The organism is Pseudoxanthomonas sp. PXM03 (assembly GCF_014852005.1).
Taxonomy (GTDB): Bacteria; Pseudomonadota; Gammaproteobacteria; order Xanthomonadales; family Xanthomonadaceae; genus Pseudoxanthomonas_A.
In genome coordinates this window covers 959,176-985,156 of the sequence record NZ_JACVAU010000001.1, presented here as the reverse complement: position 1 = coordinate 985,156, position 25,981 = coordinate 959,176, and the positions used below count along the sequence as shown (strand labels likewise).

General features: G+C 65.6%; 22 protein-coding genes. 12 read left to right on the top strand and 10 right to left on the bottom strand.

Annotated elements, in window-relative coordinates; all coding sequences use genetic code 11:
• Positions 1 to 75: 75 nt before the first annotated feature.
• The 10 genes from IB223_RS04490 (at position 76) to IB223_RS04445 (ending at position 10,364) form a co-directional block, all read left to right on the top strand.
• Entirely contained in the window at positions 76 to 420 is a 345-nt protein-coding gene (locus IB223_RS04490; protein ID WP_192200449.1) for a hypothetical protein, read from the top strand.
• Between the two features lie 30 nt (positions 421 to 450).
• Positions 451 to 1,434, top strand: a complete 984-nt coding sequence (locus IB223_RS04485; RefSeq protein ID WP_192200448.1) for a PhoH family protein — start codon at positions 451 to 453, stop codon at positions 1,432 to 1,434.
• 24 nt (positions 1,435 to 1,458) lie between these two features.
• Entirely contained in the window at positions 1,459 to 1,947 is a 489-nt protein-coding gene (ybeY, locus tag IB223_RS04480; protein ID WP_192200446.1) for an rRNA maturation RNase YbeY, read from the top strand.
• Between the two features lie 4 nt (positions 1,948 to 1,951).
• Positions 1,952 to 2,542 carry a hypothetical protein gene (locus IB223_RS04475; protein ID WP_192200444.1) on the top strand — a complete coding sequence of 197 codons (591 nt, stop codon included), beginning with the start codon at positions 1,952 to 1,954 and terminating at the stop codon, positions 2,540 to 2,542.
• A 38-nt stretch (positions 2,543 to 2,580) separates the two neighbouring features.
• Positions 2,581 to 3,456, top strand: a complete 876-nt coding sequence (locus IB223_RS04470) for a transporter associated domain-containing protein (protein ID WP_192200443.1) — start codon at positions 2,581 to 2,583, stop codon at positions 3,454 to 3,456.
• Complete coding sequence (locus tag IB223_RS04465; protein ID WP_192200441.1) at positions 3,449 to 4,627, top strand: DUF4105 domain-containing protein; 1,179 nt, start codon at positions 3,449 to 3,451, stop codon at positions 4,625 to 4,627. The genes IB223_RS04470 and IB223_RS04465 overlap by 8 nt, the downstream gene beginning before the upstream one ends.
• 45 nt (positions 4,628 to 4,672) lie before the next feature.
• Entirely contained in the window at positions 4,673 to 6,700 is a 2,028-nt protein-coding gene (locus tag IB223_RS04460; protein WP_192200440.1) for a glycoside hydrolase family 97 protein, read from the top strand.
• Positions 6,701 to 6,922: 222 nt separating this feature from the next.
• Positions 6,923 to 7,936 carry a magnesium and cobalt transport protein CorA gene (locus IB223_RS04455; protein WP_192200439.1) on the top strand — a complete coding sequence of 338 codons (1,014 nt, stop codon included), beginning with the start codon at positions 6,923 to 6,925 and terminating at the stop codon, positions 7,934 to 7,936.
• Positions 7,937 to 8,048: 112 nt separating this feature from the next.
• On the top strand, positions 8,049 to 10,136 hold the full coding sequence (locus tag IB223_RS04450) for a carbon starvation CstA family protein (protein WP_192200438.1): 2,088 nt from the start codon (positions 8,049 to 8,051) through the stop codon (positions 10,134 to 10,136).
• A gap of 3 nt (positions 10,137 to 10,139) precedes the next feature.
• Entirely contained in the window at positions 10,140 to 10,364 is a 225-nt protein-coding gene (locus tag IB223_RS04445) for a CstA-like transporter-associated (seleno)protein (protein WP_192200437.1), read from the top strand.
• Between the two features lie 136 nt (positions 10,365 to 10,500).
• Here the strand turns inward: IB223_RS04445 and IB223_RS04440 are convergent, their stop codons facing one another.
• The 3 genes from IB223_RS04440 to IB223_RS04430 all read right to left on the bottom strand — a co-directional run bounded on the left by IB223_RS04440 (position 10,501) and on the right by IB223_RS04430 (position 15,971).
• Positions 10,501 to 11,760: a DUF819 family protein gene (locus IB223_RS04440; protein WP_192200436.1), complete on the bottom strand. Its 1,260-nt coding sequence runs from the start codon at positions 11,758 to 11,760 to the stop codon at positions 10,501 to 10,503.
• A 62-nt stretch (positions 11,761 to 11,822) separates the two neighbouring features.
• Positions 11,823 to 13,889 carry a S9 family peptidase gene (locus IB223_RS04435; RefSeq protein ID WP_192200435.1) on the bottom strand — a complete coding sequence of 689 codons (2,067 nt, stop codon included), beginning with the start codon at positions 13,887 to 13,889 and terminating at the stop codon, positions 11,823 to 11,825.
• 93 nt (positions 13,890 to 13,982) lie between these two features.
• Positions 13,983 to 15,971 carry an oligopeptide transporter, OPT family gene (locus IB223_RS04430; protein ID WP_192200434.1) on the bottom strand — a complete coding sequence of 663 codons (1,989 nt, stop codon included), beginning with the start codon at positions 15,969 to 15,971 and terminating at the stop codon, positions 13,983 to 13,985.
• Between the two features lie 117 nt (positions 15,972 to 16,088).
• Here IB223_RS04430 and IB223_RS04425 point away from each other — a divergent pair, with 117 nt between their 5' ends.
• On the top strand, positions 16,089 to 17,897 hold the full coding sequence (locus IB223_RS04425; RefSeq protein ID WP_225590807.1) for a peptide MFS transporter: 1,809 nt from the start codon (positions 16,089 to 16,091) through the stop codon (positions 17,895 to 17,897).
• Positions 17,898 to 17,946: 49 nt separating this feature from the next.
• Here the strand turns inward: IB223_RS04425 and IB223_RS04420 are convergent, their stop codons facing one another.
• From IB223_RS04420 to IB223_RS04395, 6 genes are all read right to left on the bottom strand, one after another.
• The gene (locus IB223_RS04420; RefSeq protein WP_192200432.1) at positions 17,947 to 19,950 is read right to left on the bottom strand and encodes a S9 family peptidase; all 2,004 of its coding nucleotides are present in this window, start codon (positions 19,948 to 19,950) and stop codon (positions 17,947 to 17,949) included.
• 101 nt (positions 19,951 to 20,051) lie between these two features.
• Entirely contained in the window at positions 20,052 to 20,939 is an 888-nt protein-coding gene (gene rfbD / locus IB223_RS04415; RefSeq protein ID WP_192200431.1) for a dTDP-4-dehydrorhamnose reductase, read from the bottom strand.
• Positions 20,936 to 21,493, bottom strand: coding sequence for a dTDP-4-dehydrorhamnose 3,5-epimerase (gene rfbC / locus IB223_RS04410; RefSeq protein ID WP_192200430.1), 558 nt, complete (start codon positions 21,491 to 21,493; stop codon positions 20,936 to 20,938). The genes rfbD and rfbC overlap by 4 nt, the downstream gene beginning before the upstream one ends.
• Entirely contained in the window at positions 21,490 to 22,377 is an 888-nt protein-coding gene (gene rfbA, locus IB223_RS04405; protein WP_192200429.1) for a glucose-1-phosphate thymidylyltransferase RfbA, read from the bottom strand. Before rfbA ends, rfbC begins: the two co-directional genes overlap by 4 nt.
• A gap of 16 nt (positions 22,378 to 22,393) precedes the next feature.
• Entirely contained in the window at positions 22,394 to 23,449 is a 1,056-nt protein-coding gene (rfbB, locus tag IB223_RS04400) for a dTDP-glucose 4,6-dehydratase (protein WP_192200428.1), read from the bottom strand.
• A 59-nt stretch (positions 23,450 to 23,508) separates the two neighbouring features.
• Positions 23,509 to 23,997 (bottom strand): single-stranded DNA-binding protein, encoded by a 489-nt coding sequence (locus IB223_RS04395; protein ID WP_192200427.1) that lies wholly within the window; start codon positions 23,995 to 23,997, stop codon positions 23,509 to 23,511.
• Positions 23,998 to 24,150: 153 nt separating this feature from the next.
• On the opposite strand from IB223_RS04395, the gene IB223_RS04390 reads away from it, so the two are divergent.
• A complete protein-coding gene (locus tag IB223_RS04390) occupies positions 24,151 to 25,149 on the top strand; it encodes a polyprenyl synthetase family protein (RefSeq protein ID WP_192200426.1) in 999 nt (332 codons plus the stop codon).
• A gap of 13 nt (positions 25,150 to 25,162) precedes the next feature.
• Here IB223_RS04390 and IB223_RS04385 read toward each other — a convergent pair whose 3' ends face one another.
• Positions 25,163 to 25,945, bottom strand: a complete 783-nt coding sequence (locus IB223_RS04385) for a dienelactone hydrolase family protein (protein ID WP_192200425.1) — start codon at positions 25,943 to 25,945, stop codon at positions 25,163 to 25,165.
• Between the last annotated feature and the right edge of the window lie 36 nt (positions 25,946 to 25,981).

Sequence of the window (25,981 nt, the reverse complement as noted above, 5' to 3'; positions counted from 1 at the left end):
TAAATTTCAAGTCCCCTCCGACGAGCGGCATGCGGTGGCCGCTGCCCTGATGCCGGGTTACCCTGCCTGCCCACCTTGAGTCCGCCAGGAATCGCCGCCATTTCCCCTGACAGCCCGCGCCTGTGGGTGTTCACCCTGGAAGCCCGCCCGCTGCCCGACAGTCCCGATTTCGTCGAGGCCGGCGGGGCGTTCGTGACCTGCTACCTGCGCCCGGCATTTACGCCAGACCCCATGCGCCGCGCCGTCGAGTTCGTCCGCGAGCAGGGCTGGGAGGTCATCGCGGTGGAAGACGAGCCCCTGCAGATCGAACGCCACGACGCTCCGGAAGCCGAACACTTCGACCAGGCACTCGTCGATGACGAGGTCTACGTCTTCCACCAATGGCCGGTGGACGACGCAAGCGACCAGACGCGCCACTAACCGCTATTGCCACGAGTATTCCCCCGCCCCATGACTGCCCCCAGCAAGCACGAATTCACCCTGCAACCCGAGAACGTCGAGCGCCTCGCAAACCTGGCGGGCCCGTTCGACGCGAACCTGCGCCAAATCGAACTGCGCCTGGGCGTGGAGATCGCCAACCGCGGCGCCATCTTCCGTGTCACCGGGCCGGAGAAATCCGTCGCCGCCACGGAAAAACTGCTGCATGCGCTGTATGAGGAAGCGGCCAGCGAAACGTTCGACAGCGAGGCCATCCACCTGCGGCTCAACGCCGCCAACGTGGACCGCGTGGCGGAAGAGGACTACCTGCCCCAGGACGTGGCCATCAAGGTCAAGCGCGGCACCGTGCGTGGCCGTGGCGCCAACCAGGCGAAGTACCTGCACGCCATCGCCACCCACGACATCAATTTCGGCATCGGCCCGGCCGGTACCGGCAAGACGTTCTTGGCCGTCGCCAGCGCGGTGGAAGCGCTCAACGAATCGCGCGTGCAACGCCTGATCCTGGTGCGCCCGGCAGTGGAGGCCGGCGAGAAGCTCGGCTTCCTGCCCGGCGACCTGACCCAGAAGGTCGACCCCTACCTGCGCCCGCTGTACGACGCGCTGTACGAGATGCTGGGCGTGGAGAAGGTGGTCAAGCTGCTGGAAAAGAACGTCATCGAGATCGCGCCGCTGGCCTACATGCGCGGCCGCACGCTCAACGATGCCTTCGTCATCCTCGACGAAGCGCAGAACACCACCATCGAACAGATGAAGATGTTCCTGACCCGCATCGGGTACGGCAGCACCGCCGTCGTCACCGGCGACCTGACCCAGATCGACCTGCCCAAGCACCAGAAGTCCGGCCTGAAGGATGCGCTGGACGTCCTGCGCGGCGTGGACGGCATCTCGTTCAACTTCTTCACCAGCCGCGACGTGGTGCGTCATCCGCTGGTGGCGAAGATCGTGCGGGCTTACGATGCACGCGATGGCAAGGATGCCGAGACCGGCCCTGCCTGATCCCCTCCGTCGACCGCGATCGCCATGACCCAAGGCCCCGTCCGCCTCGAAGTCTCAGTGAACTACGCCCTGCCGCGCACCGGCATCCCTTCGGCGGTCAGTTTCCGCAAATGGGTGGCAGCGGCGTTGAAAGGCCGCATCCGCGAAGCGGATCTGGCCATCCGCATCGTCGACAGCAAGGAAGGCCGCGCACTGAACCGGCACTATCGCGGTCGCGACTACGCGACCAACGTGCTGAGCTTCCCGGCCGAGATGGCCGAAGGCGTCAAGTTGCCCAAGGGCGTCAAGATGCCCCTGCTCGGCGACCTGGTGATCTGCGCACCGGTCGTGGCGCGCGAAGCGAAGGAGCAGAAGAAGCCGCTGGCAGCGCACTACGCGCACATGACCGTGCACGGTGCATTGCACCTGCTGGGCTGGGACCACGAGGACGACAAGGAAGCCGAGTGCATGGAGCAGCTGGAGCGCGAGATCCTCGCCGAACTCGGCATCGCCGATCCTTACGCGGAAGACTGACCGCATGCTGCGCACCCTGCTGTTCGTGCCGACGTTGGCACTGGTCCTCTCCTCGCCTGCCGCCGCGCAGGACGCCCCGCCAGACCTGCCCGCACTGATCGAGTGCCGAAGCGACATCACCCGCTTGACCGCGCTTGCACCCGCCCTGGAGGACCCGCTGAAGGCGGTCGCGCTGGGATGGCAGCCGCTGCCGCAGGCGAACATGTTCATGACCGAATACCGGTTGGCCAAGCCGATCCGCGTCTTCGGGCACGACACAGACCACATCGCGTTCTCCGGCGGCGGCGTGATCGCACTGCTCGACCTGCCCGATCCCCGGCCGCTGGCGAAGCAACTGGCGCTCGAAACCGCGATCGACACGCCGGCCAAGGCGATGTTCGGCAAGGAGCTGCGCAGCGAGGAAACCCGCGACGTCGCGACCGGCGAGCTGCTGATCGAATCGGCCGTATTGAACGTCAGCAACGTCGCCTCGCACCCCGGCAAGACACTGGTGGGCTGCAGTTACAGCCTGGACCTTCCGGAGGAAGCGCCCGCGGACGAAGCAGCACCGCCCGCCGAGGCCGCGCCGCCTGCGTCCGGCGCCCAACCGGGTTAGACTGGCCTCAACGCCCCGTGGGCGACCACTCCCCCGAGATGTCAGAAGACGACAGTACCTTCGCGCCGGATGGCTCCGACAAACCGTCGGAGAAACGGCGCTCCTGGCTGGACCGCCTCAGTTCGGCGTTCTCCGGCGAACCCAGCACACGCGACGACCTGGTGGCCATCCTGCGCGATGCGCAGTCCGACGGCCTGATCGGCGGCGATACCCTGAAGATGATGGAAGGCGCCATCGCCGTCGCCGACCTCACCGTGGGCGATGTCATGGTGCCGCGCGCGCAGATGGTTTCGTTGCCCGTCGAGGCGCGCTTCCTCGACCTGATGAAAGACGTGGTCGAATCCGGCCACTCGCGCTTCCCGGTGCACGGCGACGACAAGGACGAGATCCTCGGCATCCTGCTGGCCAAGGACCTGCTGCGCGGCGTGGTGGCCGACAACGGGCCCGGCAGCGTGCGCGAACTGCTGCGCCCCGCCGTGCTGATCCCCGAGTCGAAGAAGCTCAACCTGCTGCTGAAGGAATTCCGCCTGTCGCGCAACCACATGGCGATCGTCGTCGACGAGTATGGCGGCGTGGCCGGCCTGGTCACCATCGAGGACGTGCTGGAACAGATCGTCGGCGAGATCGACGACGAACACGATGAAGCCGAGGATGGCGCCGCGCTGATCGCCGCGCAGGCCGATGGCCAGTTCGTGGTGGATGCGCTCACGCCCATCGCCGACTTCAACGAGCGTTTCGGCGCGGATTTCCCCGACGACGAATACGACACCGTCGGCGGCCTCATCACCGCCGCGATAGGCCACCTGCCGGAGACCGGCGAGGAGCTCACGCTCGGGCGCTTCATGTTCCGTGTCGCCCGGGCCGATGCGCGCCGCGTACACGCCTTCCATGTCGGGGTGCTCGCCGATGCGTAGCGTGGCTGCACGCCTGGCGCTGCTGGGCGTGCTGTGGCTGCTGGCCGTGACGGCGTGGGCCGCCCCACGGATCGGCGTGGCGACGATGCAGCCGGGCGAGGTGTTCTTCGAGCGCTTCGGTCACAACGCCATCGTGGTGGTCGATCCCGCCAGCGGCGACGCGATCTCGTACAACTTCGGCTTCTTCGATCCGGGCGAGTCAGACTTCGTCGGCAATTTCGCCCGCGGCCACATGATGTACTACCTCATGGCGCTGCCGTTCGAGCAGGATCTCCTGCAGTACCGCGACAGCGGCCGCGGCGTCTCGCTGCAATGGCTGGACCTGGCGCCGGCGCAGGCGCAGGCACTGGCCGACGCGCTGGTCGAACGGGCCAGGCCGGAGAATGCGCGCTACCGCTACGACTACTTCACCTCCAACTGCTCCACGCAGGTGCGGGACGCCCTCGATGCTGCGCTCGGCGGCACGCTGAAGTCGCAGCTCGCCGGCCGTTCGCGCGGCAATACGCTTCGCAGTGAAGCGGTGCGGCTGGCGTCGCCGGCAACATGGATGTGGCTGGGCTTCGACGTGGGCCTGGGACCCTCGGCCGACAAACCGATGTCGCGCTGGGAAGAGGCCTATGTCCCCATGCGGCTGGCCGACAGCCTGCGCGAAGCGAAGAACAGTGCAGGCCGACCCCTGGTGCAGTCGGAGATGCAATTGCTGCCGCACCGTATCGCCCCGGAGCCGGCGGAAACGCCACGGCGATGGCTGCCCTGGCTCGGCGCGGGTGTCGTGGCGGCGTTGCTGATCGGCTTCGCCGGCCGCCGCTGGCCGCGTGCCATCGCCGCCGCTGCCTTGCCGTTCTGGCTGCTGTGTTTCATGGCCGGCGGTGTTCTGGTCTACCTGTGGGGCTTCACCGACCACTGGGCCGCATGGGCTAACCGCAACCTGTTGCTGTTGAACCCCCTCTGCGTGCTGCTGATTCCCGGCGCAGTTTCCGTGCTGCGCCGCCGCACGCCACCTGCCTGGTTCGGCTGGCTGATCTGCGCCATCGCGGGCGGTGCGCTGGTCGCCTGGTTCCTGCACTGGCTGCCGTTGCGCCTGCAGTACAACCAGCCATGGATCGCGCTGCTGCTGCCGGTCCACCTCGCGCTTGCATACGTATTCATGCCGCGACGCTTGTCGCGCTGAGCCCCGCCACGCACGATGCGGCCCTCTGCACATCGCGAGGGTCGCATGCTCCGTTATCTCTTTCCGCTCGTCGTCCTGCTCACCGTCGGCGCGGACATCGCGCATGCAGCCCCAGGACCGCGCGTCGCATCGCCTGACGGCTCCATCGTGGTGGAACTGTCCACCGACAACGACGGCCGCCCCGCCTACGCCGTGTCGCGCAAGGGACAGCCGGTCATCTCGTCGTCGCGACTCGGCTTCCTGCTGCTGGACGCGCCGAAGTTCGAGCGCAACATCGAGATCGTGCAGCCGCGCACGCGCACGTTCGACGAGACCTGGGAACAACCGTGGGGCGAACGCCGCTTCATCCGCAACCACTACAACGAACTGACGGTCACGCTGAAGGAGAAGGCCAAGCCCTTCCGCAGCTTCGACGTGGTGTTCCGCGTGTTCAACGACGGCGTCGGCTTCCGCTACCGCTTCCCGAAGCAGGCGGGGCTTGAGCAGGTGAAGATCAGCGAGGAGCTGACCGAGTTCGCCCTCGCACGCGATGCGACGGCGTGGTGGATTCCCGCCGGTGAATGGAACCGCGAAGAGTATCTGTACCACCGCACGCCCCTGCAGCAGGTCGGCGATGCGCAGACACCGATCACCTTCAAGTTCGATGACGGCAGCCACCTGTCCATCCACGAGGCGGCGCTGGTCGACTACAGCGGCATGAACCTGACGCGGGTGGAAGACCGCAAACTCAAGGCGGACCTGACTCCGGGCATCGGCGAAGGCAAGGTGGTGCGTGCGGCACCGTTCGATACCCCATGGCGCACCCTGCTGCTGAGCGATGATGCCGCCGGCCTGGCCATGTCCAGCCTCACCCTCAACCTCAACGAGCCGAACGCGCTGGGCGATGTGTCGTGGGTCAAACCGATGAAGTACGTCGGCGTGTGGTGGGAGATGCACCTGGAGCTGAAGAGCTGGGCTTCCGGGCCGAAGCACGGTGCCACCAACGAGAACGTCCGCAAGCACATCGACTTCGCCGCGAAGCACGGCCTAGGCGGCGTGCTGGTGGAAGGCTGGAACGTGGGCTGGGACGGGGACTGGTTCGGCAACGGCGAGGACTTCAGCTTCACCAGGTCGTATCCGGATTTCGATCTGCCCGCGCTGTCGGCGTACGCGAAATCGAAGGGCGTGGTGCTGATCGGCCACCATGAGACGTCGGGCAACGCCGCGCACTACGAAACGCAGCTGGCTGATGCGTTCGATCTGTACGAGCGCGTGGGCGTACCGGCGGTGAAGACCGGTTACGTGGCCGATGCCAGCCAGGCCAAGGTCACCGGCGCCGATGGCAAGCGCCACTACGCGTGGCACGAGGGCCAGGACATGGCGCGCCATCACCTGAAGGTGGTGACGGAAGCCGCCAAGCGTCATATCTCTGTCAATCCGCACGAGCCGATCAAGGACAGCGGCCTGCGCCGCACGTATCCCAACTGGATCACCCGCGAGGGTGCGCGCGGCATGGAATTCAGCGCGTGGGGCCAGCCCGGCAATCCGCCGGAGCACGAGGCCAACCTGGTGTTCACCCGCCTGCTGGCCGGACCGATGGATTACACGCCCGGCATCTTCGGCATGAAGACGCGCTCCACCGACGGCATCGCCACCACCTGGGCCAAGCAGCTGTCGCTGTACGTGGTGATCTACAGCCCGCTGCAGATGGCGGCCGATCTGCTGGAGAACTACGAGAAGAACCCGGCACCGTTCCAGTTCATCAAGGACGTGCCGGTGGACTGGGAGGATACGCGCGTGCTGAACGGCGAAGTCGGCGACTACGTGACCATCGCGCGCAAGGAACGCGGCGGCGACAACTGGTACCTGGGTGCGCTCACTGACGAAGACGGCCGCACGCTGGACGTGCCCCTGTCGTTCCTCGACGAAGGCCGCCGCTACACGGCGCAGATCTACCGCGATGGCGACAAGGCGAACTGGAAGACCGCCCCCCAGGACATCGTGATCGAGGAGCGCAGCGTGACGCGTGGCGACACGCTGACCTTGAAGCTGGCACCGGGCGGCGGGCAGGCGATCCGGTTCGTCGCGCAGTAATGCATGCGTCCCTGTAGGAGCGACGTAAGTCGCGACCGCAGAATCGGAACAACCCGGAGAGGCGACCGCAGCACGGATCCTGAGGAGAGCGCAGACGTGCCTTTCACAGGATCCGTGCGTGAGAAGCCCCACGGTGTGTCATTGTCGCGGTCGCGACTCACGTCGCTCCTACAGGAAGGCGCGGGCTTGTCGGATGCGGCGGCGTGGCGCACGATTCCCACCATGAACGACCTCGCCGCCATCGACACGAAACCCGCCCTGCCCCAGTGCGTCATCAACTGCGTGGTCTACGACCAGGGCGGCAAGCGGCGCGACATCGGCCTGGACGAGATCAGCGATGTACTCGCGATCGATGATGGCAGCTTCATCTGGGTGGGCCTGTACGAGCCCGCCGATACGATCCTGGAGAAACTCCAGGAGGAATTCTGCCTGCACGACCTGGCCGTCGAGGATGCGCAGAACGCGCACCAGCGCCCGAAGCTGGAAGCCTACGGAAACTCGCTGTTCGTGGCCGTGCATACCGCGCAGGTCGTCGACGACCGCATCCGCTTCGGCGAGACGCATGCCTTCCTCGGCCCCCGCTACCTGGTGACCGTGCGCCATGGCGCCTCGCTGTCGTACGCACCGGTGCGCGAGCGCGTGCAGCGCGAAGCCGACCTGCTGGCGCTGGGTCCGTCGTATGGCCTGTATGCGGTGCTGGACTACATCGTCGACAACTACCGCCCCATCATCGATCAGTTCAAGCAGACCCTGGACACGCTGGAGAAGGACATCTTCGCCGACACCTACCGGCGCGGCACGGTGGTGAAGCTGTACGACCTGAAGCGCGAACTGACCCAGATGCGGCTGGCGGTGGCGCCGCTGCAGGATGTGCTGGCGCAGCTGACACGCTCGCAGAGTCCGCTGATCCCTGAAGAAGTCCGTCTGTACTTCCGCGACGTGCAGGACCACGTGCTGCGCGTGAACGAGTACACCGACACGCTGCGCGAGATGCTGACCACCGCGCTGAGCGTCAACCTGTCGCTGGTGACGCTGGCGCAGGGCGAGACGGTCAAGCGCCTCGGTGCGTGGGCGGCCCTGCTCGCGGCCCCTACGCTGATCACCAGCTGGTACGGCATGAACTTCGAGCACATGCCCGAACTGGGCGGACGCTTCGCCTATCCGATCCTGATCGCGGGAGTCGCGCTGGCCTGCTTCGGCCTGTACCGCCTGTTCAAGCGCTCGCGCTGGCTCTGACCGCAGTACGCCGTCGCACTGCGACCAAAGTCGAAGCCTGAATCCGGGATTACGGATTGACCGGCTTCCCGCATGGGGGGACCCTTGGCGGGACTTGTCGGAGGGTTGCCGAATGAACGGTTTTTCCAAGATCGGCTGGGCGGCGCTCGCGCTGCTTGGCGCGGGGTGTCTGGGTGTGGTGGCGTTGCGCCAGGGCGAGCAGATAAGCGCGCTGTGGATCGTCGTGGCGGCGGTGTCCATCTACCTGGTCGCCTATCGCTACTACAGCCTGTACATCGCCAAGAACGTGATGGGGCTGGATCCGCGCCGGGCAACCCCCGCGCACTTGAACAATGACGGCCTGGACTACGTGCCCACCAACAAGCACGTGTTGTTCGGCCACCACTTCGCCGCCATCGCGGGCGCTGGTCCGCTGGTGGGCCCCGTGCTCGCCGCGCAGATGGGCTACCTGCCCGGCATGCTCTGGCTGATCGCCGGTGTGGTACTGGCGGGCGCGGTACAGGACTTCATGGTCCTGTTCATCTCCAGCCGCCGCAACGGCCGCTCGCTCGGTGACCTGGTCCGTGAGGAAATGGGCCAGGTGGCCGGCACGATCGCGCTGTTCGGCGCGTTCCTGATCATGATCATCATCCTTGCGGTGCTGGCGATGATCGTGGTGAAGGCGCTGGCCGAAAGCCCATGGGGCATGTTCACGGTGATCGCGACGATGCCCATCGCGATCCTCATGGGCATCTACATGCGCTACATCCGTCCCGGCAAGATCGGCGAGATCTCGGTGGTGGGCATCATCCTGCTGCTGCTGGCCATCTGGTTCGGCGGCAAGGTCGGCGCGCATCCCACCTGGGGTCCCGCCTTCACCTTCACTGGCACCCAGATCACCTGGATGCTGATCGGTTATGGCTTCGTCGCCGCCGTGCTGCCCGTGTGGCTGCTGCTGGCACCGCGCGATTACCTGTCGACCTTCCTCAAGATCGGCGTGATCGTGGCGCTGGCGATCGGCATCGTCATCGCCAGCCCGGAAGTGACCTCGCTGAAGATGCCGGCGCTGACGCAGTTCGCCAGCACCGGCGACGGACCGGTGTGGAAGGGCGGCCTGTTCCCGTTCCTGTTCATCACCATCGCCTGCGGCGCGGTGTCGGGCTTCCATGCGCTGATCTCCTCGGGCACCACGCCCAAGCTGCTCGCCAATGAAATGCATGCGCGCTACATCGGCTACGGCGGCATGCTGATGGAATCGTTCGTCGCCATCATGGCGCTGGTCGCGGCCTCCATCATCGAGCCCGGCGTGTACTTCGCGATGAACAGTCCGGCCGCCGCCATCGGCACCACGGCGGTGGACGTGGCCGCGAAGGTCAGCAGCTGGGGCTTCCTGGTGACGCCCGAAATGCTGGAACAGACGGCACACAACATCGGCGAAGGCACCATCATTTCGCGTGCCGGCGGCGCGCCGACGCTGGCGGTCGGCATCGCGGTGATCCTGCACGACGCGCTGCCCGGCGGCGACGCGATGATGGCGTTCTGGTACCACTTCGCCATCCTGTTCGAAGCCTTGTTCATCCTGACGGCGGTGGATGCCGGCACCCGCGCGGGCCGCTTCATGCTGCAGGACCTGCTGGGCAACTTCATCCCGCCGCTGCGCAGGACGGATTCCTGGGGGGCGAACGTCATCGGCACGGCAGGCTGCGTCGCATTGTGGGGCTACTTCCTGTACCAGGGCGTGGTCGATCCGCTGGGCGGCATCAACACGCTGTGGCCGCTGTTCGGCATCGCCAACCAGATGCTCGCCGGCATCGCGCTGATGCTGTGCACGGTGGTGGTGTTCAAGATGAAGCGCGACCGCTACGCCTGGGTCACCGTCGTTCCGGCGATCTGGCTGCTGATCTGCACGACCTATGCGGGTCTGATCAAGATCTTCGACAGCAATCCGGCGGTCGGCTTCGTGGCGCAGGCGAAGAAGTACCAGGCCGCCATCGCCGACGGCCAGTTGCTCGGCGCGGCGAAGAGCATGAGCCAGATGCACCAAGTGGTGGTGAACAGCTACGTCAACACCGGCCTGACCATCCTGTTCCTGTTCGTGGTGTTCAGCGTGCTGGTCTATGCGATCAAGGGCATCCTGAAGGCGCGCGCGAGCAGCGAGCGAAGCGATCGCGAGACGCCGTTCGTCGCGCTGAGCGAAGAGCAGCAGAAGGCCTGGCTGTAGGCCATGGGCACGGAACTCGTCCCACTCTCGCACTTCGCCACGCACAAGCGTGTGTGGCGGAGGCTGGTGCAGACGGCACGGCTGTGCTGCGGCGTGCCCGACTACGACAACTATGTCCGGCACATCCTGGAGAAGCATCCCGACCGCGAGCCGATGGATTACAAGACCTTCTTCCGCGAACGGCAGGAGGCGCGGTTCGGCGGTCGGAGCGGGTTCCGCTGCTGTTGACCGGATAGATATGCAGAAAAGAAAAGGGCGAAGCCATCGGCTTCGCCCTTTTTCTTGCCTTGCTGTAGGAGCGACGTAAGTCGCGACCGGAAACATCAACGTCGCGACTTACGTCGCTCCTACAGAAGATCTTGCATTAACCCTGCCCCGCCATCCCGCGCAGCACCACGCCGACCACGTAGGCCGCGACGGTACCCGTTGCATAGCCCAGCGCGCCAAGCAGCGCACCGACGGGTGCCAGCGACGGATGGAACACCGTGGCCACCACGGGCGCCGAGGCTGGTCCACCGATGTTGCTCTGCGACCCCATCGCGAAATAGAAGAACGGCACGCGCAGCAGCTTGGCCAGCAGCAGCAACAGCACGATGTGGACGAGGATCCAGATCAGGCCCAACGCCAGCAGCCAGGGGCGTTCAGCCAGCTTTCCGATCTCCATCTGCATGCCGATGCAGGCGATCAGGATGTATAGGAACAGTGCACCGATCTTCGACGCGCCCGCGCCGTCCAGCGTGCGCGCACGCGTCAGGCTCAGGCCGAGGCCGATGACCGTCGACAGCACCACCACCCACACGAAAGGCTCGTGCAGGCTGACCTGCCGCGCCCACGCGACGTCGGAGAACCAGGCCGATGCCGGTCCGGCGATGGCATGTGCAAGGCCGACGGTACCGAAGGCGATACCCAGAATCACCATCAGGTCGGTGAGCGTGGTCACCCGCTCGTGCTCCTTCTGGTAGTTGGCCAGGCGCTCCTTGAGTTCCTCGATGGCCCGCGTGTCGGCACCGGTGCGTGCGTCGATCGCCTGCGCGCGGTTGGCCAGGAAGATCAGCACCGCCATCCAGACGTAGCCCACGCTGACGTCGACCACGACGAACTGCGCGAACGTCGTCTCGTCGACGGCGAAGATCTCCTTCATCGCCAGCATGTTCGCGCCACCGCCGATCCAGCTGCCGGCAAGCGTGGCCATGCCGCCCCAGACATCGCCCGCAACGGTTTCGGGATGGATGACGTTCATCACCCAGAATGCAACGAAGGCGCCCAGCATCACCGTGAGCGAGGCGCCGATATACATCGCCAGCAGCTTCGGTCCCAACTTCAGCACGCCCTTCAAGTCGATGGTCAGCGTCAGCAGCACCAGCGCGGCGGGCAGCAGCACACGGCTGGCGACCGGGTTGTAGAGCTTGCTGGCGGCGCCGTCGATCAGATCGACGCTGTTGTAGATGCCGGGGATGAAGTAGCACAGCAGCAAGGCCGGCACGTAGGTGTAGAACTTCTTGAAGAAGCCCGTTTCGCGGGAGGAGGTCCAGAAGACCACACCCAGCGTGGCGGCGATCAGGCCGAACAGGACAATGTCGTTCTGGATCAGCGCGGTGGAGGGTTCGGTGGCTGCGATCGCCATCGGCGTGGTTCTCCTTCAGGTAAAGAAAAAGGGCCGGCGTGACCGGCCCTTTCGCAAGGCACTCAGCGGCCGATATGCTGCTTCAACCACGCATTGACGGTGTCGTGCCACAGGATGCTGTTCTGCGGCTTCAGCACCCAATGGTTCTCGTCGGGGAAGTACAGCAGCTTGGAATCGATACCCTTGCGCTGCAGCGCGGTGAACGTGGACAGGCCCTGGTCCACCGGCACGCGGTAGTCCTTCTCGCCCTGCACCACCAGCATCGGCACGCGCCACTTGGCGATGTGGTTGACCGGGTTGAACTTCTCGATGTTCTTCGGCACGTCGTATGGGGTGCCGCCGTTCTCCCACTCGGTGAACCACAGTTCTTCAGTCACGTAGCCCATCGAACGGATGTCGAACACACCGTCGTGGTTGACCAAGCACTTCCATGGCTCGTTCCAGTTGCCGGCGATCCAATTGATCATGTAGCCGCCGTAGCTGGCGCCGAGCGCGCAGGCGTTCTTGCCATCGAGGAACGTGTACTTCTGCTGCGCGGCCGCCCAGCCCTTCTGCAGGTCTTCCAGCGGGCGATCGCCCCAGTGCTGGCTGATCGCGTCCGTGAAGGCCTGGCCGTAGCCGGTCGAACCGTGGAAGTCGATCATCACCACCGCGTAGCCCTGGCCGGCGTAGGTCTGCGGATTCCAGCGGTAGCTCCAGCCGTTGCCGAAGCTGCCCTGCGGTCCACCGTGGATCAGGAACGCCACCGGGTACTTCTTCCCTTCGACGTAATCGTGCGGCTTGACCACGTAGCCGTGCACGGTCTCGTTGTTCCAGCCCTTGAAGGTGAACTGTTCGAAGTCGCCGAAGCTGACGTCGCCCAAGGCTTCCTGCGCGCTCGGCGTGATCGCGCGCAACGGTGCGCCCGAGAGCGTCGTGGTGAACAGCTGGTCGCCGCTCTTCAGCGTGTTGCGGGTGAGCGCCAGGGTGGCGCCGGCGATGTCGAAAGCGGAGATGCTGCCTTCGCCGACGACCGACTTCACCGAACCGCTCGCCACATCGACGGAAAACAACGGATGCTGGCCCACGTCCTGCGCGGTGGTGTAGATCGTCGCGCCATCCTTCGACAGCACGATGCCATCGGCGGAACGATCCCACGTCGGCGCGATCTCGCGTACCTGCTTCGTGGCGAGGTCCATCGCCATCAGCCCGAAGCGGTCGGCTTCGAACCCCGGGCGCTTCATCGCGCGGTAATACAGCGTCTTGCCGTCGGCACTGAAGACCGGGCCGGTGTCCCACGCGGGATTCGCGACGGTAAGGTTGACGGGCGCCGTGCCGCCATCAGCGGCGAACTGATACAGGTCGAAGTTGGTGGACCAGGCTTCGCCCTTGCCTGCGACGCGGATCGCGGCGACGACGGCGTTGCCGTCCGGCGACCAGGTGTATTCATCGGCGCCACCGAATGGCTTGGACGGCGCATCGCCATCGATCGTGTCCGTGAGCGAGGTGGCGGTGGCGACCGGCTTGGCCTTGCCTTCCGGCAATGCGGCCACGAACAGGCGGCTGCGACGGCCGTCCGCCCAGGTGTCCCAGTGGCGCACGAACAGGCCGTCGTAGACCACGCCGGAGCTCTTTTTCGCGGCGGTGTCGTCGAGCTTCTTCTTCGTGCAGGCGAAATCGGCCCTGCACTCGGCGAAGGTATCGGTGCTGAAGAGCACGCGCGTCCCATCCGGCGAGAGTTTGTAACCGGCTACGTCGAGAGCGAAGGCCGTCAGCTGCTTTGGCGTGCCGCCGCCGGCCGGCACCGCGTACAACTGCTGTGTGCCGGACTTCGCGCTCAGGAAGTAGACAGTCTTCCCATCCGGGGAGAACGACGGCGAGTTGACGCTCCAGCCTTCCGGTGTCAACCGCTTGGGCGGCGCCATGTCGCGGGTCAGCAGGTTGCGGACCCACAGGCTGCTGCTGGCCTTGACCACCTCGGCATCGACGATGCGCTTGGCAAACACGACGGTGCCGCCGTCCGGAGACAGCACCGGCGAGGACACGCGGTCCAGCTTCTGCAGGTCGCGCACGTCCAGGCCACGGGCGGCGGCCAGCGACGGCAGCGCGGCCAGCAGGCAGAGGGGCAACAGGGCGGATTTCAGCTTCATCCGGGGCTCCGGCAACAGGGAAACCCCGATGGTAGGCGCTAAGCGCGCCGCGGCGCAAAGGCGTGAGGTCACGCCTTTGCGCTGTGTCTCCGGTCAGCGGGGACCGGGCTCCACGTCGCCCATTGCTTTCGACTTGGCGCCGGTGCGATAGAGCAGCCAGCCGACGATGGCCAGGATCACCAGGCCGACGATCTCGCCCTGCTGGAACGCCTCGGGCAGCACCAGCACGTCGCGGTCCTTGGTGGCGTAGATGGCCACGCCGACAGCGATGCCCATCAGCGCCTCACCGGTAATCAGGCCCGCCGCGAACAGGGTACCGGGACGATGCAGGCGATCGCGCGCCTCCTCGTCCTTCGTGCCGACCATGCCGTGGCGCTTCTCGACGAGGTACGCCAACAGGCCACCGAGGAAGATCGGCACCATCAGCTCCAACGGCAGGTAGATACCGATGGCGGCGGCCAGCACCGGCACGCGGAAGCTGCTTTTCCGGGCCTTCAGCATCTCGTCGATGGCGATGATGACCGCACCGATGACGGCGCCGATGGCGATGATGCCCCACGGCAGTTCGCCGCCGAACAGGCCCTTGGCGACCGACGCCATCAGCGTGGCCTGCGGTGCGGACAGCGGGTTCGGATGTTCGGCCGTCGGCGCGCCGATGCCATAGGCCTCGGACAGGATGTTCAGCACCGGCGCCATGATCAGCGCGCAGGAGAACGCACCGATACCCAGCATCAGCTGCTGTTTCCACGGCGTGGCGCCCACGATGTAACCCGCCTTCAGGTCCTGCAGGTTGTCGCCGCCCACGGCCGCGGCGCAGCACACCACCGCGCCGATCATGATCGCGGCCACCGCGCCCAGCGGCGCGCCACCCACACCAACCGCCATGCGTCCGCTCTCGCCCAGCAACAGCAGCAGCACGACCGAGGCGAAGAGAATCGTCGCGATGGTGATGCCCGACACCGGGTTGTTCGACGAACCCACCAAGCCGGCCAGGTAGGCCGAGACCGACACGAACAGGAAGCCCGCCACGATCATGATGATCGCCATCGGGATGCTGACGTGCCACATGCCCACGATGGCCTGGTACAGCAGCAGCAGCGGCAGCACGAACACCACCAGCGCCACCAGCATCCACTTCATCGGCAGGTCGCGCTCGGTCTCCGCGACTTCCGCACCGCCCGATCCGGCGCGCGCGGCGGCGATGCCGCTCTTCACGCCCGACAGCAGCGACTTGCGCAGGGAGAACAGCGTCCACACGCCGCCGATCAGCATCGCGCCGACGCCGAGGTAACGGATCTTGGCGGACCAGATCGCGCCCGCGATGTCCTCAGGCCCCGCTCCCGCGATGCTCTGCGCCAGCGCCGGATCGGTGCCCATGAAGAACATGTGGTACAGCGGAATGGCGATATGCCAGGACAGGATACTGCCCGACAGCACCACGATGCCGATGTTCAGGCCCACGATGTAGCCCACGCCCAGCAATGCCGGCGACAGGTTGGTGCCCAGGTAGCCGAGGTACTTGCCGAAGAAGCCCGCGCCCGCGGCGGTGTCCGGGATCAGGCGCATGCCGCTGTGCGCGGCCACCTTGAGTACGGCGCCGATGGCGGCGGAGAACGCCAGGATCTTCAGGCCCGGGCCCGGGTTCTCGCCGGCCTTCAGCACTTCGGCCGCGGCCTTGCCTTCGGGGAACGGCAGCGGTTCCTCGACGATCATCGAACGGCGCAGCGGCACCGAGAACAACACGCCCAGCAGGCCGCCGAGGCCGGCGATGGCCAGCACCCAGGAATACTGGAAGTCCTGCCAGTAGCCCAGGATGATCAACGCCGGGATGGTGAAGATCACGCCCGCCGCGATCGATGAGCCGGCGGAAGCACCGGTCTGCACGATGTTGTTCTCCAGGATCGTGCCGCCGCCCAGCAGGCGCAGCACGCCCATCGAGACGACGGCCGCCGGGATGGCGGTGGCCACGGTCAGGCCGGCGAACAGGCCCAGGTAGGCATTGGCGGCCGACAGCACGACGGCCAGCACGATGGCCAACACGACGGCGCGGAAAGTAAGTTGCGGGGTCCCCGGCGAGCTCATGATGCGTTCCCGAATGGCGGAAAGCGGACACGCTAGCGTCCGCTGCCCGGCAAGTCCAGCTGCATGCTCCGGCGTGCCGCCTATACTCGGCCGGTTTCCCCGATGCTGGAGCGGTCCTTGAGCCACCCTGCCCCCGCGATTGCCGGCCGCGACGACTTCCTCGGCCATCCCAAGGGCGTCTACGTCTGCTTCTTCACCGAAATGTGGGAGCGCTTCTCCTTCTACGGTATGAAGGCGTTGCTGCTGCTCTACCTGACCAAGTACCACCTGTTCGCCGACGGCGCCGGCTATGACCTGATCGGTGCGTATGGCGGCCTGGTCTACTGCATCCCCGTTATCGGCGGACTGCTGGCGGACCGCTGGCTGGGCATGCGCAAGGCCGTGGTGTTTGGCGGACTGCTGCTGGTCGCCGGCCACGCCGGCATGGCATTGGAGGGCGCGGCGGCGGTCTCGGATGGCGGCGTGGTGACGCGCGACGAAGGCGCACTGCGCACGATGTATCTGTCGCTGGCGTTGATCGTGATGGGCGTGGGCTTCCTCAAGCCGAACATCACCGGCATCGTCGGCCGCCTTTATCCGGTGGGCGATCCGCGCCGCGATGGAGGCTTCAGCCTCTTCTACGCCGGCATCAACCTGGGCGCGCTGCTGGCCTCGCTGGTCTGCGGTTATCTGGGCGAGACGCTGGGATGGAAGTACGGCTTCGGCGCCGCCGGCATCGGCATGCTGCTGGGCCTGGCGATGTTCCTGTGGGGCCAGCGCTATCTGCAAGGCCATGCGGAGCCGCCGTCGCCGCCGGCATTGCGCACATCGGTGCTGGGCCTGAGGCGCGAGTGGGCGATCTACCTGGCCGCGTCGCTCGGTGTATTGCCGTTGGCCTGGCTGATGTGGGCGGCGGCGAACGGCGCTTTCGCGCTGGGTGGCGAACTCTCGCTGGCGCTGGTGTTGATGCTCGTGGTGCTGATGCTGGTGCTCGCCTGGTTCACCTGGTTCGTCACCACGCAATGCACGCCGCCGCAGCGACGGCAGATGATCGCGCTGATGGCGATGATCTTCATGTGCCTGGTGTTCTTCACGCTCTACGAGCAGACCTACGGCTCGTGGGTGATGTTCACCGACCGCCTGCTGACCAAGGACCTGTTCCCGTCACTGGTGCAGCCCCAAGGCGTGGTGGTGTGGTCGGACAGCCTGGCGGCGAACACCCGCATGTTCCTTTCCACCGCACCCTGGTCCACGTGGGGGCTGCTGGCGATGCCGCTTGCCTTCGTCGTCGCCGTTCGCACCTCCGAGCGCAACGCGATGACGGGATTTCCGCGCACCGTTTTCCTGGGAACTGCCGGCGTGATGGTGCTGCTGGTACTTCGCGATTCCGTCGTGTTGCCGCAGACCGCGGGATCGCTGACCTATCTCGGCGCGCTGTTCCTGGTGGTGCTGGCGCCGATCTTCGCGTGGCTGTGGGCGGCGTTGGGGCGGCGCGGCCGCGATCCGTCCAAGCCGCTGAAGGGTGCGCTGGGCCTGCTGTTCGGCGGGCTTTCATTCGTACCGCTCGCGCTCGCAGCGCAGCAGGTGGGCGACACCGGCGTGATGGCCAGCGTGTGGTGGCTGGTGCTCGCCTACCTGCTGCTGGAAATCGGCGAGATGTGCCTGGCACCCGTCAGCCTCGCGGCCGTCACCGAGTTGTCCGTGCCGCGCGTGGTGGGGCTGATGATGGGCATGTGGCTGCTCGCCACCGCCTTCTCCGAAACCCTGGCGGCGCAGTTCGGCAAGCTGGCGGCCGTGGATCTCCCGGAAGGCCAGACATGGGACATCGCGCAGGCAGCCGCAGGGTACGCGGACCTGTTCTGGCTGATGATGTGGCTCGGCCTGGGGTGCGCGGCCCTGGCACTGGTGGCGGCACCCGCATTGAAACGGATGATGCGCAAGGCATGAACGACAACGGCGCCCGCAGGCGCCGTTGTGGCTGGATCGAACAGACTGCCTACTTGGCCTTCGCACCACCGAGGTGGCGGTGGAAGAAGTCCAGCAGCTTCGTGTAGTACTCGCGTTGGTTGGCTTCCATGTAAAAGCCATGCCCTTCCGTCTTGTAGTACAGCGACTCGACCGGCACGCCTGCAGCCTTCAGGCGACGCTCCATGATTTCAGTGTGCTGAACCGGGGCGCGTTCGTCCTCGCCACCGGCGGCAAGGAACACCGGCACCTTGATCCTGTCGGCCATGTTGACCGGCGAAACCGCAGCCAGTTCATTGCGCGGCCCGATCCACTGATTCAGATAGGTATCACCCGAGCCCCGTCGCTGCACGTCGCCACGCGTATGCATCATCGGAAGGTCGTAGACACCCACGTATCCGGCGGCACAGCGATAGAGGCCGGGTTCCTTGGCAGCCCCCGTGATAGCCGCATATGCGCCATAGCTCGCACCATAAATGCAGATGCGGCGAGGATCGGCGATGCCCTGCTGGATGGCCCACTTGGTTGCATCGGTGACATCGTCCTGCATGGCCAGGCCCCACTGACGGGCACCCGCTTCCCGGAACGTGCGGCCGTAGCCACCGGATCCCCGGAAGTTCGGCTGGAGGACGGCATACCCAGCACCGGCAAGCATCTGTGCTTCGTCATCGAAGTGCCACATATCGCGCACGCCGAAAGGTCCGCCGTGCGGAAGCACGACCAAGGGGAGGTTGCGTGGCTCCACGCCCCTGGGCAAGGTCAGGTAGCCATGCAGTGGCGAGCCATCACGCGCGACCAACTGCACCGGCTTGGACTCGGCCATCGCCTCGGGATCGAACCAGTCCCGACGGCTGAGCAGATAATCCGCCTTCCTTTCGTTGATGCGGAAGAGGTAGAAATCGCCCGGGTTGCGGTCACTGGACATCTCGACCAGCGCAGTGCGGCCATCGGCCGTGATGGAGGTGATGCCGACGGTGTGTCCGGCGAAGGCCTGCTCGAGTTCCCGCTGCAGGATCGCCTCCTTGGCTGCCTTGTCGAAGAAAGCCGTGCGGGGACGCCCATCCATGTAGAGCGCGCCCACCGGTACGCGGCCACCGGTTGCGTCGGCGTCCAGACCCACGACACCGTCGCTGTAGAGGATGGCATACGGATCGACCGTGGCATCCTGCAGCACGGTCTTGCGCTGACCCGAATCAACATCGTAGGCAACGATGATGTCGGGACCCTTGCGCTGCTCGCTCAGCAGATAGGCGATTCGGTCATCTGCGGAAAATCCAATCGCATACTCGCCGACGCCAGTCGCGGACTCGTCGTTGATCAGCGACCATTCGGCCCCTTCACCCGACCGGTAGTAGAGCTTTCGGATATTGTCGGAACCGGCGCCACTGGCGAACCGCACGATACCGGCGTTGTCGGTCACGAAGCTGGCTCGCCGGATCGGCGCACGCGCCACCTGTGTCCGTCGACCGGAGTACACGTCCATGCGCTCCGCACGTGTGTAAGGATCTTCGCTGAAGGGCCACACGGAAATCACGACGTTCTTGTCGTCACCCGGAAGGGTATCGACCAGAAACGCCGCGACATCCTCCACCTTCTTCGGCTGGATGCGGGTCCCTGCGCCACGACTTTGCACCCGGTAGCCGACGAGCATCTCCAGCTTGGTGCCGTCGGCATTGATCCCGTACAGCTCACCGGTCGGCTGAGGCTCGTCCAGCGCGCCGTACTTCTCGGAGATGGAAATCAGTACGCGCTCCGGGTTTACCCACCAGAAGCCGGACACGTGCGTGTTCTTCCCCAGCACGAAGTGCGCGGTCAGCTTGTTGCCGCTCCTCAACATGATCGCGAGTGCGGTCCTGTCCTCGAGCCTGACGGTGGCGGCATAGTACTCACCGCCCGGCGAGAGCTTGATGTCGTCGAACTTGTCCTTGCGGCCGAACGCGCCCACGTCTACGTCGTTCGCCGCCTCCGCAGACACAGCGGCAAAGCACGCGCACAACACGATGGCCTTGACGGCCAGATGGATCCACTTCGTCATACTGCCTCCCCAGGCGATGCAGGAGGCCATCGTTCCACACCCACGAGTCGGGTTCAACGGTCGCGGAACACGGGTGGCGGAGCGTGGCCGTGTGCCGGCCGTCAGCCGCCGAGCACCTGTTGCAAGCCAGTCCGCCAGTCCGGCAGCGGACGCCCCAGTTGCTGCTCGAGCTTTCCCACGTCAAGCCGCGAATAGGAGGGGCGCTTTGCCCGCGTGGGGTAATCCGCCGTCGTGATGGCCAGGACGCGGGGGGCGCGTGCCAGCAAACCCCGCGCGACCGCTTCATTGAAGATGGCTTCCGCGAAACCATGCCAACTCGTCTCGCCTCGTGGCGTCAGATGGAAGGTGCCGGAAACATCGGTCTGCTTGCGCAACAATTCGACCGTCACGTCCGCGATCAGACTCGCGGGGGTTGGCGTGCCGTTCTGGTCGGCCACCACGCGCAGTTCGTCCCGCTCGGCACCCACTCTCAGCATGGTTCTCAGGAAATTGTGGCCGTACTGGCCATAGACCCACGCGGTTCGCAGGATCACGTGCCGGCCACCAGCCTCGCGTACCGCCTCTTCTCCGGCCAGTTTGCTGGCGCCGTACACGCCGAGCGGCGAGATCGCATCATCTTCGCGGTAGGGACGTGTGCCCTGCCCGTCGAAGACATAGTCCGTCGAATAGTGCACGAAAGGAATGCCGCGGTCCGCACATGCCCGTGCCAGCACCCCCGGTGCCTCCGCGTTGGCGCGAAACGCGGCTTCGATGTCGTCTTCCGCCTTGTCCACCGCCGTGTAGGCGGCTGCATTGATGACAACCGTGGGCTGGATGCGCTCGACCAGCTCAACCAGGGTGTCCGGCCGGTCGAAGTCGGCAATCTCACAGCGGCGACCATCGGGCAGCTGACCGGACCGCGTCGTAGGCACGACCTCGCCCATCGCCGCCAGGCTGCGCCTCAACTCATTGCCAACCTGCCCATTGGCGCCCAGCAACAGGAACGTCACGGCACGTATACCGGCAGCCGCTCCGGCGCAATGTCCGCCAGCAAGGGCGCGGCCTCATCCTTGGCGGACAGCAACGGCGCGGACACGGGCCAGTCGATGCCAATGGCAGGGTCGTTCCACCGCACGCCAGCATCTGCCGCCTTGTCGTACTGGGCCGTGCACAGATAACTGAAGATCGCCCGTTCGGATAGCACCGCGAAGCCGTGCGCGAAGCCCTCCGGGATCCAGAACTGGCGCTTGTTCTCAGCGCTCAGGACCACCGCAGCCCATTGGCCGAAAGTGGGCGACCCGTGACGAATGTCGACAGCGACATCGTAGACTTCGCCCTCCAGCACACTGACCAGTTTCCCTTGGGGATTTGGCCATTGGTAGTGCAGTCCACGCAGCACTCCACGCGAGGAGGAGGACACATTGCTCTGCACGAACTTCGTCGGCAGCCCCTGCTGGCCGTAACGATCCGCGTTCCACGTCTCGAAGAAGAAGCCGCGGTCGTCGCCAAACACCGCTGGCTCGACCACGACGCAACCGGGAAGGCTGGTTTCAACGACCTTCACCTGACCACTCCACGTGCTGCAAGCGAGAGCAGGTATTGCCCGTATCCATTCTTGGCCAGTGGCGCCGCCAACTTCTCCAGCTGAGCCGCATCTATCCAGCCATTGCCATAGGCAATCTCTTCAGGGCAGCACACGCGCAACCCCTGGCGCGCCTCGATGGTTTCGATGAAAGTCGACGCTTCGAGAAGCGACTGGTGCGTGCCGGTATCGAGCCAGGCGTGTCCGCGGCCAAGCTGCTCCAGGTGCAGGTTGCCGGCATCGAGATAACAGCGATTGAGGTCCGTGATCTCCAGCTCACCACGGGGTGATGGTTTAAGCGATGCTGCGTAGTCGCTCGCCTGCCCATCGTAGAAGTAGAGACCGGTGACGGCATAGTTGGATCGAGGCGCAGATGGTTTTTCTTCGATACCGATCACGCGTCCGTCCTTGTCGAACTCCGCGACACCGTAGCGTTCGGGGTCGTTGACCCAGTACCCGAACACGGTAGCGCCACTTTCGCGGGTATCCGCACGACGAAGTTGTTCAGTAAACCCGTGCCCGTAGAAAATGTTGTCGCCCAGAACCAGACAGCTCGGCTTTCCGTCGACGAAATCGCGGCCGATGAGGTAAGCCTGTGCCAGGCCATCCGGGCTTGGCTGGACCGCGTATTCGATGTTCATGCCCCACTGGGATCCATTGCCGAGCAGCGCCTTGAACAGTGCCTGTTCGTGCGGCGTGTTGATCACCAGAACATCGCGGATGCCCGCCAGCATCAGCACGCTGAGCGGGTAATAGATCATGGGCTTGTCGTAGACCGGGAGCAACTGCTTGCTGATGGCCTGGGTCAGAGGATAAAGGCGGGTGCCGGAGCCCCCCGCCAGGATGATGCCTTTGCGCGTCGTCATGTTCAGCACTCCCGGTTCAGGCGGCGGCGCCGATGCGCTCGAGGCGGTAGCTGCCATCCAGCACGCGCCGCACCCAATCCTGGTTGGACAGGTACCAGTCGACGGTTTCGCCTATGCCCTGCTCGAAGGTGTATTCCGGCTCCCATCCCAACTCGTCGCGCAGCTTGGACGCGTCGATCGCATAGCGTCGATCGTGGCCTGGCCGGTCGGTGACGAAGGTGATCTGGCTGCTGCGTGGCTGACCGTCGTCCCGGGGCACGCGGGCATCCAGCAATGCGCAGATCGTGTGCACGACGTCGATGTTCTGCTTCTCTGCATTGCCGCCGACGTTGTAGGTCTCGCCTACCCGCCCCTTCTGGAGCACCGTGCGAATGGCATTGCAGTGGTCGCCCACGAACAGCCAGTCGCGGACGTTCTTGCCATCCCCGTACACCGGCAGCGGCTCGCCAGCGAGGGCGCGAGCGATGATCAAGGGAATCAGTTTCTCGGGAAAATGGTACGGGCCATAGTTGTTCGAACAATTGGTGGTCAGTACCGGCAGTCCGTATGTATGGTGGAACGCACGCACGAGATGGTCGGATGCGGCCTTCGATGCCGAGTAAGGCGAGTTCGGCGCGTAGGGCGTCGTCTCCGTGAACTTGCCGGTATCCCCCAGCGATCCATACACCTCGTCGGTGGAGACGTGGAGGAACCGAAAGGACTCGCGACGCTCGACGTCAAGCGACTTCCAGTAATCCCTGACGGACTCGAGCAGACCCAGCGCGCCCACCACGTTGGTCTGGATGAATGCTCCGGGGCCGTCGATGGAACGATCCACATGGCTTTCAGCTGCGAAGTTCACCACCGCATCCGGCGTGTGCTCGGCAAGCAATCGCGCCACCAGCGAACGATCACCGATATCGCCGTGCGCAAACACATGCAGGGGACTGTCCTTGATCGACGCCAGCGTATCGAGGTTGCCCGCGTACGTCAGCGCGTCCAGATTGACTACCTTCACTCCCTGTGCGACCGCTCGCAGGACGAAATTTCCCCCAATGAAACCGGCGCCGCCGGTGACAAGCCATGTGGGCACGTGTTGCTCCTATATATCCAGTACTGTTTACGTCACTACCGTTCGAGAATCACCATGCCTCAGAACGGAATATCATCATCCGCAAAGTCGTCCATCGGCGCCGGCTGGGATGCCGGGGCCGGCGCGGGACGACGCTGTCCGCCGCCCTGGTTGCCGTAGTCCTGCCGCGGTGCGCGGGCCGGACGGTCCCCGCCGCCCGCTCCACCGCCACCTTCGCGACCACCGAGCATCTGCATCTCGTCGGCGATGATGTCGGTCGAATATTTCTCCTGGCCATCCTGGCCGGTGTACTTGTCGTAACGCAGCGAGCCTTCGACGTACACCGAGCTGCCCTTGCGCAGGTATTCGCCGGCGATCTCGCCGAGCTTGCCGAAGAACACCACGCGGTGCCATTCGGTGCGCTCCTGCTGGTTGCCGTCCTTGTCCTTGCGCACGCTGGTCGTGGCGAGGCTGATCCGTGTGATCGCCATGCCGCCCTGCGTGTATCGGGTTTCGGGGTCGTTGCCGAGGTTGCCGACCAGGATGACTTTGTTGATGCCGCGGGCCATATCGATATCCGTTCAGGGATGCCCGCCAAGCGCGGGCAAAGACCAGTGGAGTATACCTGCCGGACCCCGGCCATCGGCTTTCCGCCAGCTCACATGTAGGGCATTGCCGCAGCCAAGCCCCTATAATTCAGTGACTTCCCGGCCCCTCGTCCCATGTCCGTCGTCGAATCCCCCCGCATCGCGCTGGCCCTGCCCGGCATCCAGTCGCTCGCCCACGCCGACATGGCGTCCGTGGACGCCCTGATCCGGGCGCGCCTGGCCTCGGACGTAGCGCTGATCAACCAGATCGCCGACCACATCATTTCCGCCGGTGGCAAGCGCCTGCGCCCCATGCTGGTGGTCCTGGCCGGCCAGGCCTGCGGCCCGACCACGCCGAACCACCACCAGCTGGCGGCGATCATCGAGTTCATCCACACCTCCACCCTGCTGCACGACGATGTGGTGGACGAGTCCGACCTGCGCCGTGGCCGCAGCACGGCCAATGCCCTGTGGGGCAATGCGCCCAGCGTGCTGGTGGGCGATTTCCTGTACTCGCGCAGCTTCCAGTTGATGGTGGAACTGGACCGCATGGACGTGATGCGCCTGCTGGCCGACACCACCAACCGGATCGCCGAGGGCGAAGTACTGCAACTGCTGCACGTCCACAACCCGGATACGGACGAAGCGGCCTACCTGCGCGTGATCGAGCGCAAGACCGCCGTGCTGTTCGCGGCGGGCACGCAACTGGGCGCGATGGCATCGGGCGCGGATGCAGCCACGCAACGCCGCCTGTACGACTACGGCATGGCGCTGGGCTACGCCTTCCAGATCGCCGACGACGTACTGGATTACACCGCCGATGCCGAAGCCCTCGGCAAGAATCTCGGCGACGACTTGGCGGAAGGCAAGGCGACGCTGCCGTTGATCCATGCGATACGCCACTCCGACCCCGCGACCTCGGAACGCCTGCGCGCCGTCGTGCAGTCCGGTGATGCCGATGCGATGCCCGACGTCTTGGCCGCCATCGGCGCCACGGGCGGACTGGAATACAGCCGCGAGCGGGCGAACCAGTATGCGGCAGCGGCCGAACAGGCGCTCGATGACCTGCCCGAATCCGATGCGCTGGCGGCCCTGCGCGGCCTGGCGCGTTACGCCGTGGAGCGCGGACACTGACCCGCGCGGCGCGTCACTTCGCGAATACCTCGGCGAAGAAGTCCGCCATCATCCGGTAGGCCCGCCTGGCCGAGCGCTCATGGTAGACACAGCCCGGCGGATTCCGGGCATCGGCTTCGGCGAAGCAGTGCACCGCGCCGCTGAAGTTCACGAACTGCCAATCGGCGCCGGCCTTGCGCATCTCGTCCTGGAACGCGGTGATCTCCGCGGCCGACACGTAGGTATCGTCGCCGCCGTTGAGCACCAGCACCGGCGACTTCACCGGCCCGGCCGCCGGCAGGTCGGTCGCCAGCCCACCATGCAAGCTGACGACACCTGCCAGTGCATCGCCGGCACGTACCAGCTCCAGCACCGTGCTGCCACCGAAGCAGTAGCCGAACGCACCGATGCGTGCGCGGTCCACCAGCGTGGCCGGCTGCTGCCGCAGCACCTCGACCGCCTCCTGTATGCGGGCGCGAAGTTTCGGACGATCGGCGCGCATCGCGTTGGCGACGGGACCAGCCTCGGCATCCGTATCCGGGCGGATGCCCTTGCCGTAGACATCGGCAACCAGCACCACATAGTCATCGCCGGCGACCACGTGTGCCTTCTCGATCGCGGACGCGTTGACGCCCTTCCAGTTCGGCACCATCACCAGGCCCGGGCGTGGCTGCTTCACGCTGTCGTCGTAGACGAGGTAGCCCGAAAAAGTATCGCCACCGAGGGTCCAGTCGACCGGCGTGGCGACAGGGGCAGCCAGCAGTGAGGGCGACCACAGGAGGAACAGCAGGCACGGCAACAGCGGGATGCGGCGCATCGTCGACTCCTCGTCGGGGTTCAGACGCAGTGTACG

Coding starts and splice junctions, on each gene's coding strand:
- IB223_RS04485 (WP_192200448.1), top strand. CDS start 451: ATGACTGCCCCCAGCAAGCACGAATTCACCCTGCAACCCGAGAACGTC.
- ybeY (WP_192200446.1), top strand. CDS start 1,459: ATGACCCAAGGCCCCGTCCGCCTCGAAGTCTCAGTGAACTACGCCCTG.
- IB223_RS04475 (WP_192200444.1), top strand. CDS start 1,952: ATGCTGCGCACCCTGCTGTTCGTGCCGACGTTGGCACTGGTCCTCTCC.
- IB223_RS04470 (WP_192200443.1), top strand. CDS start 2,581: ATGTCAGAAGACGACAGTACCTTCGCGCCGGATGGCTCCGACAAACCG.
- IB223_RS04465 (WP_192200441.1), top strand. CDS start 3,449: ATGCGTAGCGTGGCTGCACGCCTGGCGCTGCTGGGCGTGCTGTGGCTG.
- IB223_RS04460 (WP_192200440.1), top strand. CDS start 4,673: ATGCTCCGTTATCTCTTTCCGCTCGTCGTCCTGCTCACCGTCGGCGCG.
- IB223_RS04455 (WP_192200439.1), top strand. CDS start 6,923: ATGAACGACCTCGCCGCCATCGACACGAAACCCGCCCTGCCCCAGTGC.
- IB223_RS04450 (WP_192200438.1), top strand. CDS start 8,049: ATGAACGGTTTTTCCAAGATCGGCTGGGCGGCGCTCGCGCTGCTTGGC.
- IB223_RS04445 (WP_192200437.1), top strand. CDS start 10,140: ATGGGCACGGAACTCGTCCCACTCTCGCACTTCGCCACGCACAAGCGT.
- IB223_RS04440 (WP_192200436.1), bottom strand. CDS start 11,760: ATGGCGATCGCAGCCACCGAACCCTCCACCGCGCTGATCCAGAACGAC.
- IB223_RS04435 (WP_192200435.1), bottom strand. CDS start 13,889: ATGAAGCTGAAATCCGCCCTGTTGCCCCTCTGCCTGCTGGCCGCGCTG.
- IB223_RS04430 (WP_192200434.1), bottom strand. CDS start 15,971: ATGAGCTCGCCGGGGACCCCGCAACTTACTTTCCGCGCCGTCGTGTTG.
- IB223_RS04420 (WP_192200432.1), bottom strand. CDS start 19,950: ATGACGAAGTGGATCCATCTGGCCGTCAAGGCCATCGTGTTGTGCGCG.
- rfbA (WP_192200429.1), bottom strand. CDS start 22,377: ATGACGACGCGCAAAGGCATCATCCTGGCGGGGGGCTCCGGCACCCGC.
- IB223_RS04395 (WP_192200427.1), bottom strand. CDS start 23,997: ATGGCCCGCGGCATCAACAAAGTCATCCTGGTCGGCAACCTCGGCAAC.
- IB223_RS04390 (WP_192200426.1), top strand. CDS start 24,151: ATGTCCGTCGTCGAATCCCCCCGCATCGCGCTGGCCCTGCCCGGCATC.
- IB223_RS04385 (WP_192200425.1), bottom strand. CDS start 25,945: ATGCGCCGCATCCCGCTGTTGCCGTGCCTGCTGTTCCTCCTGTGGTCG.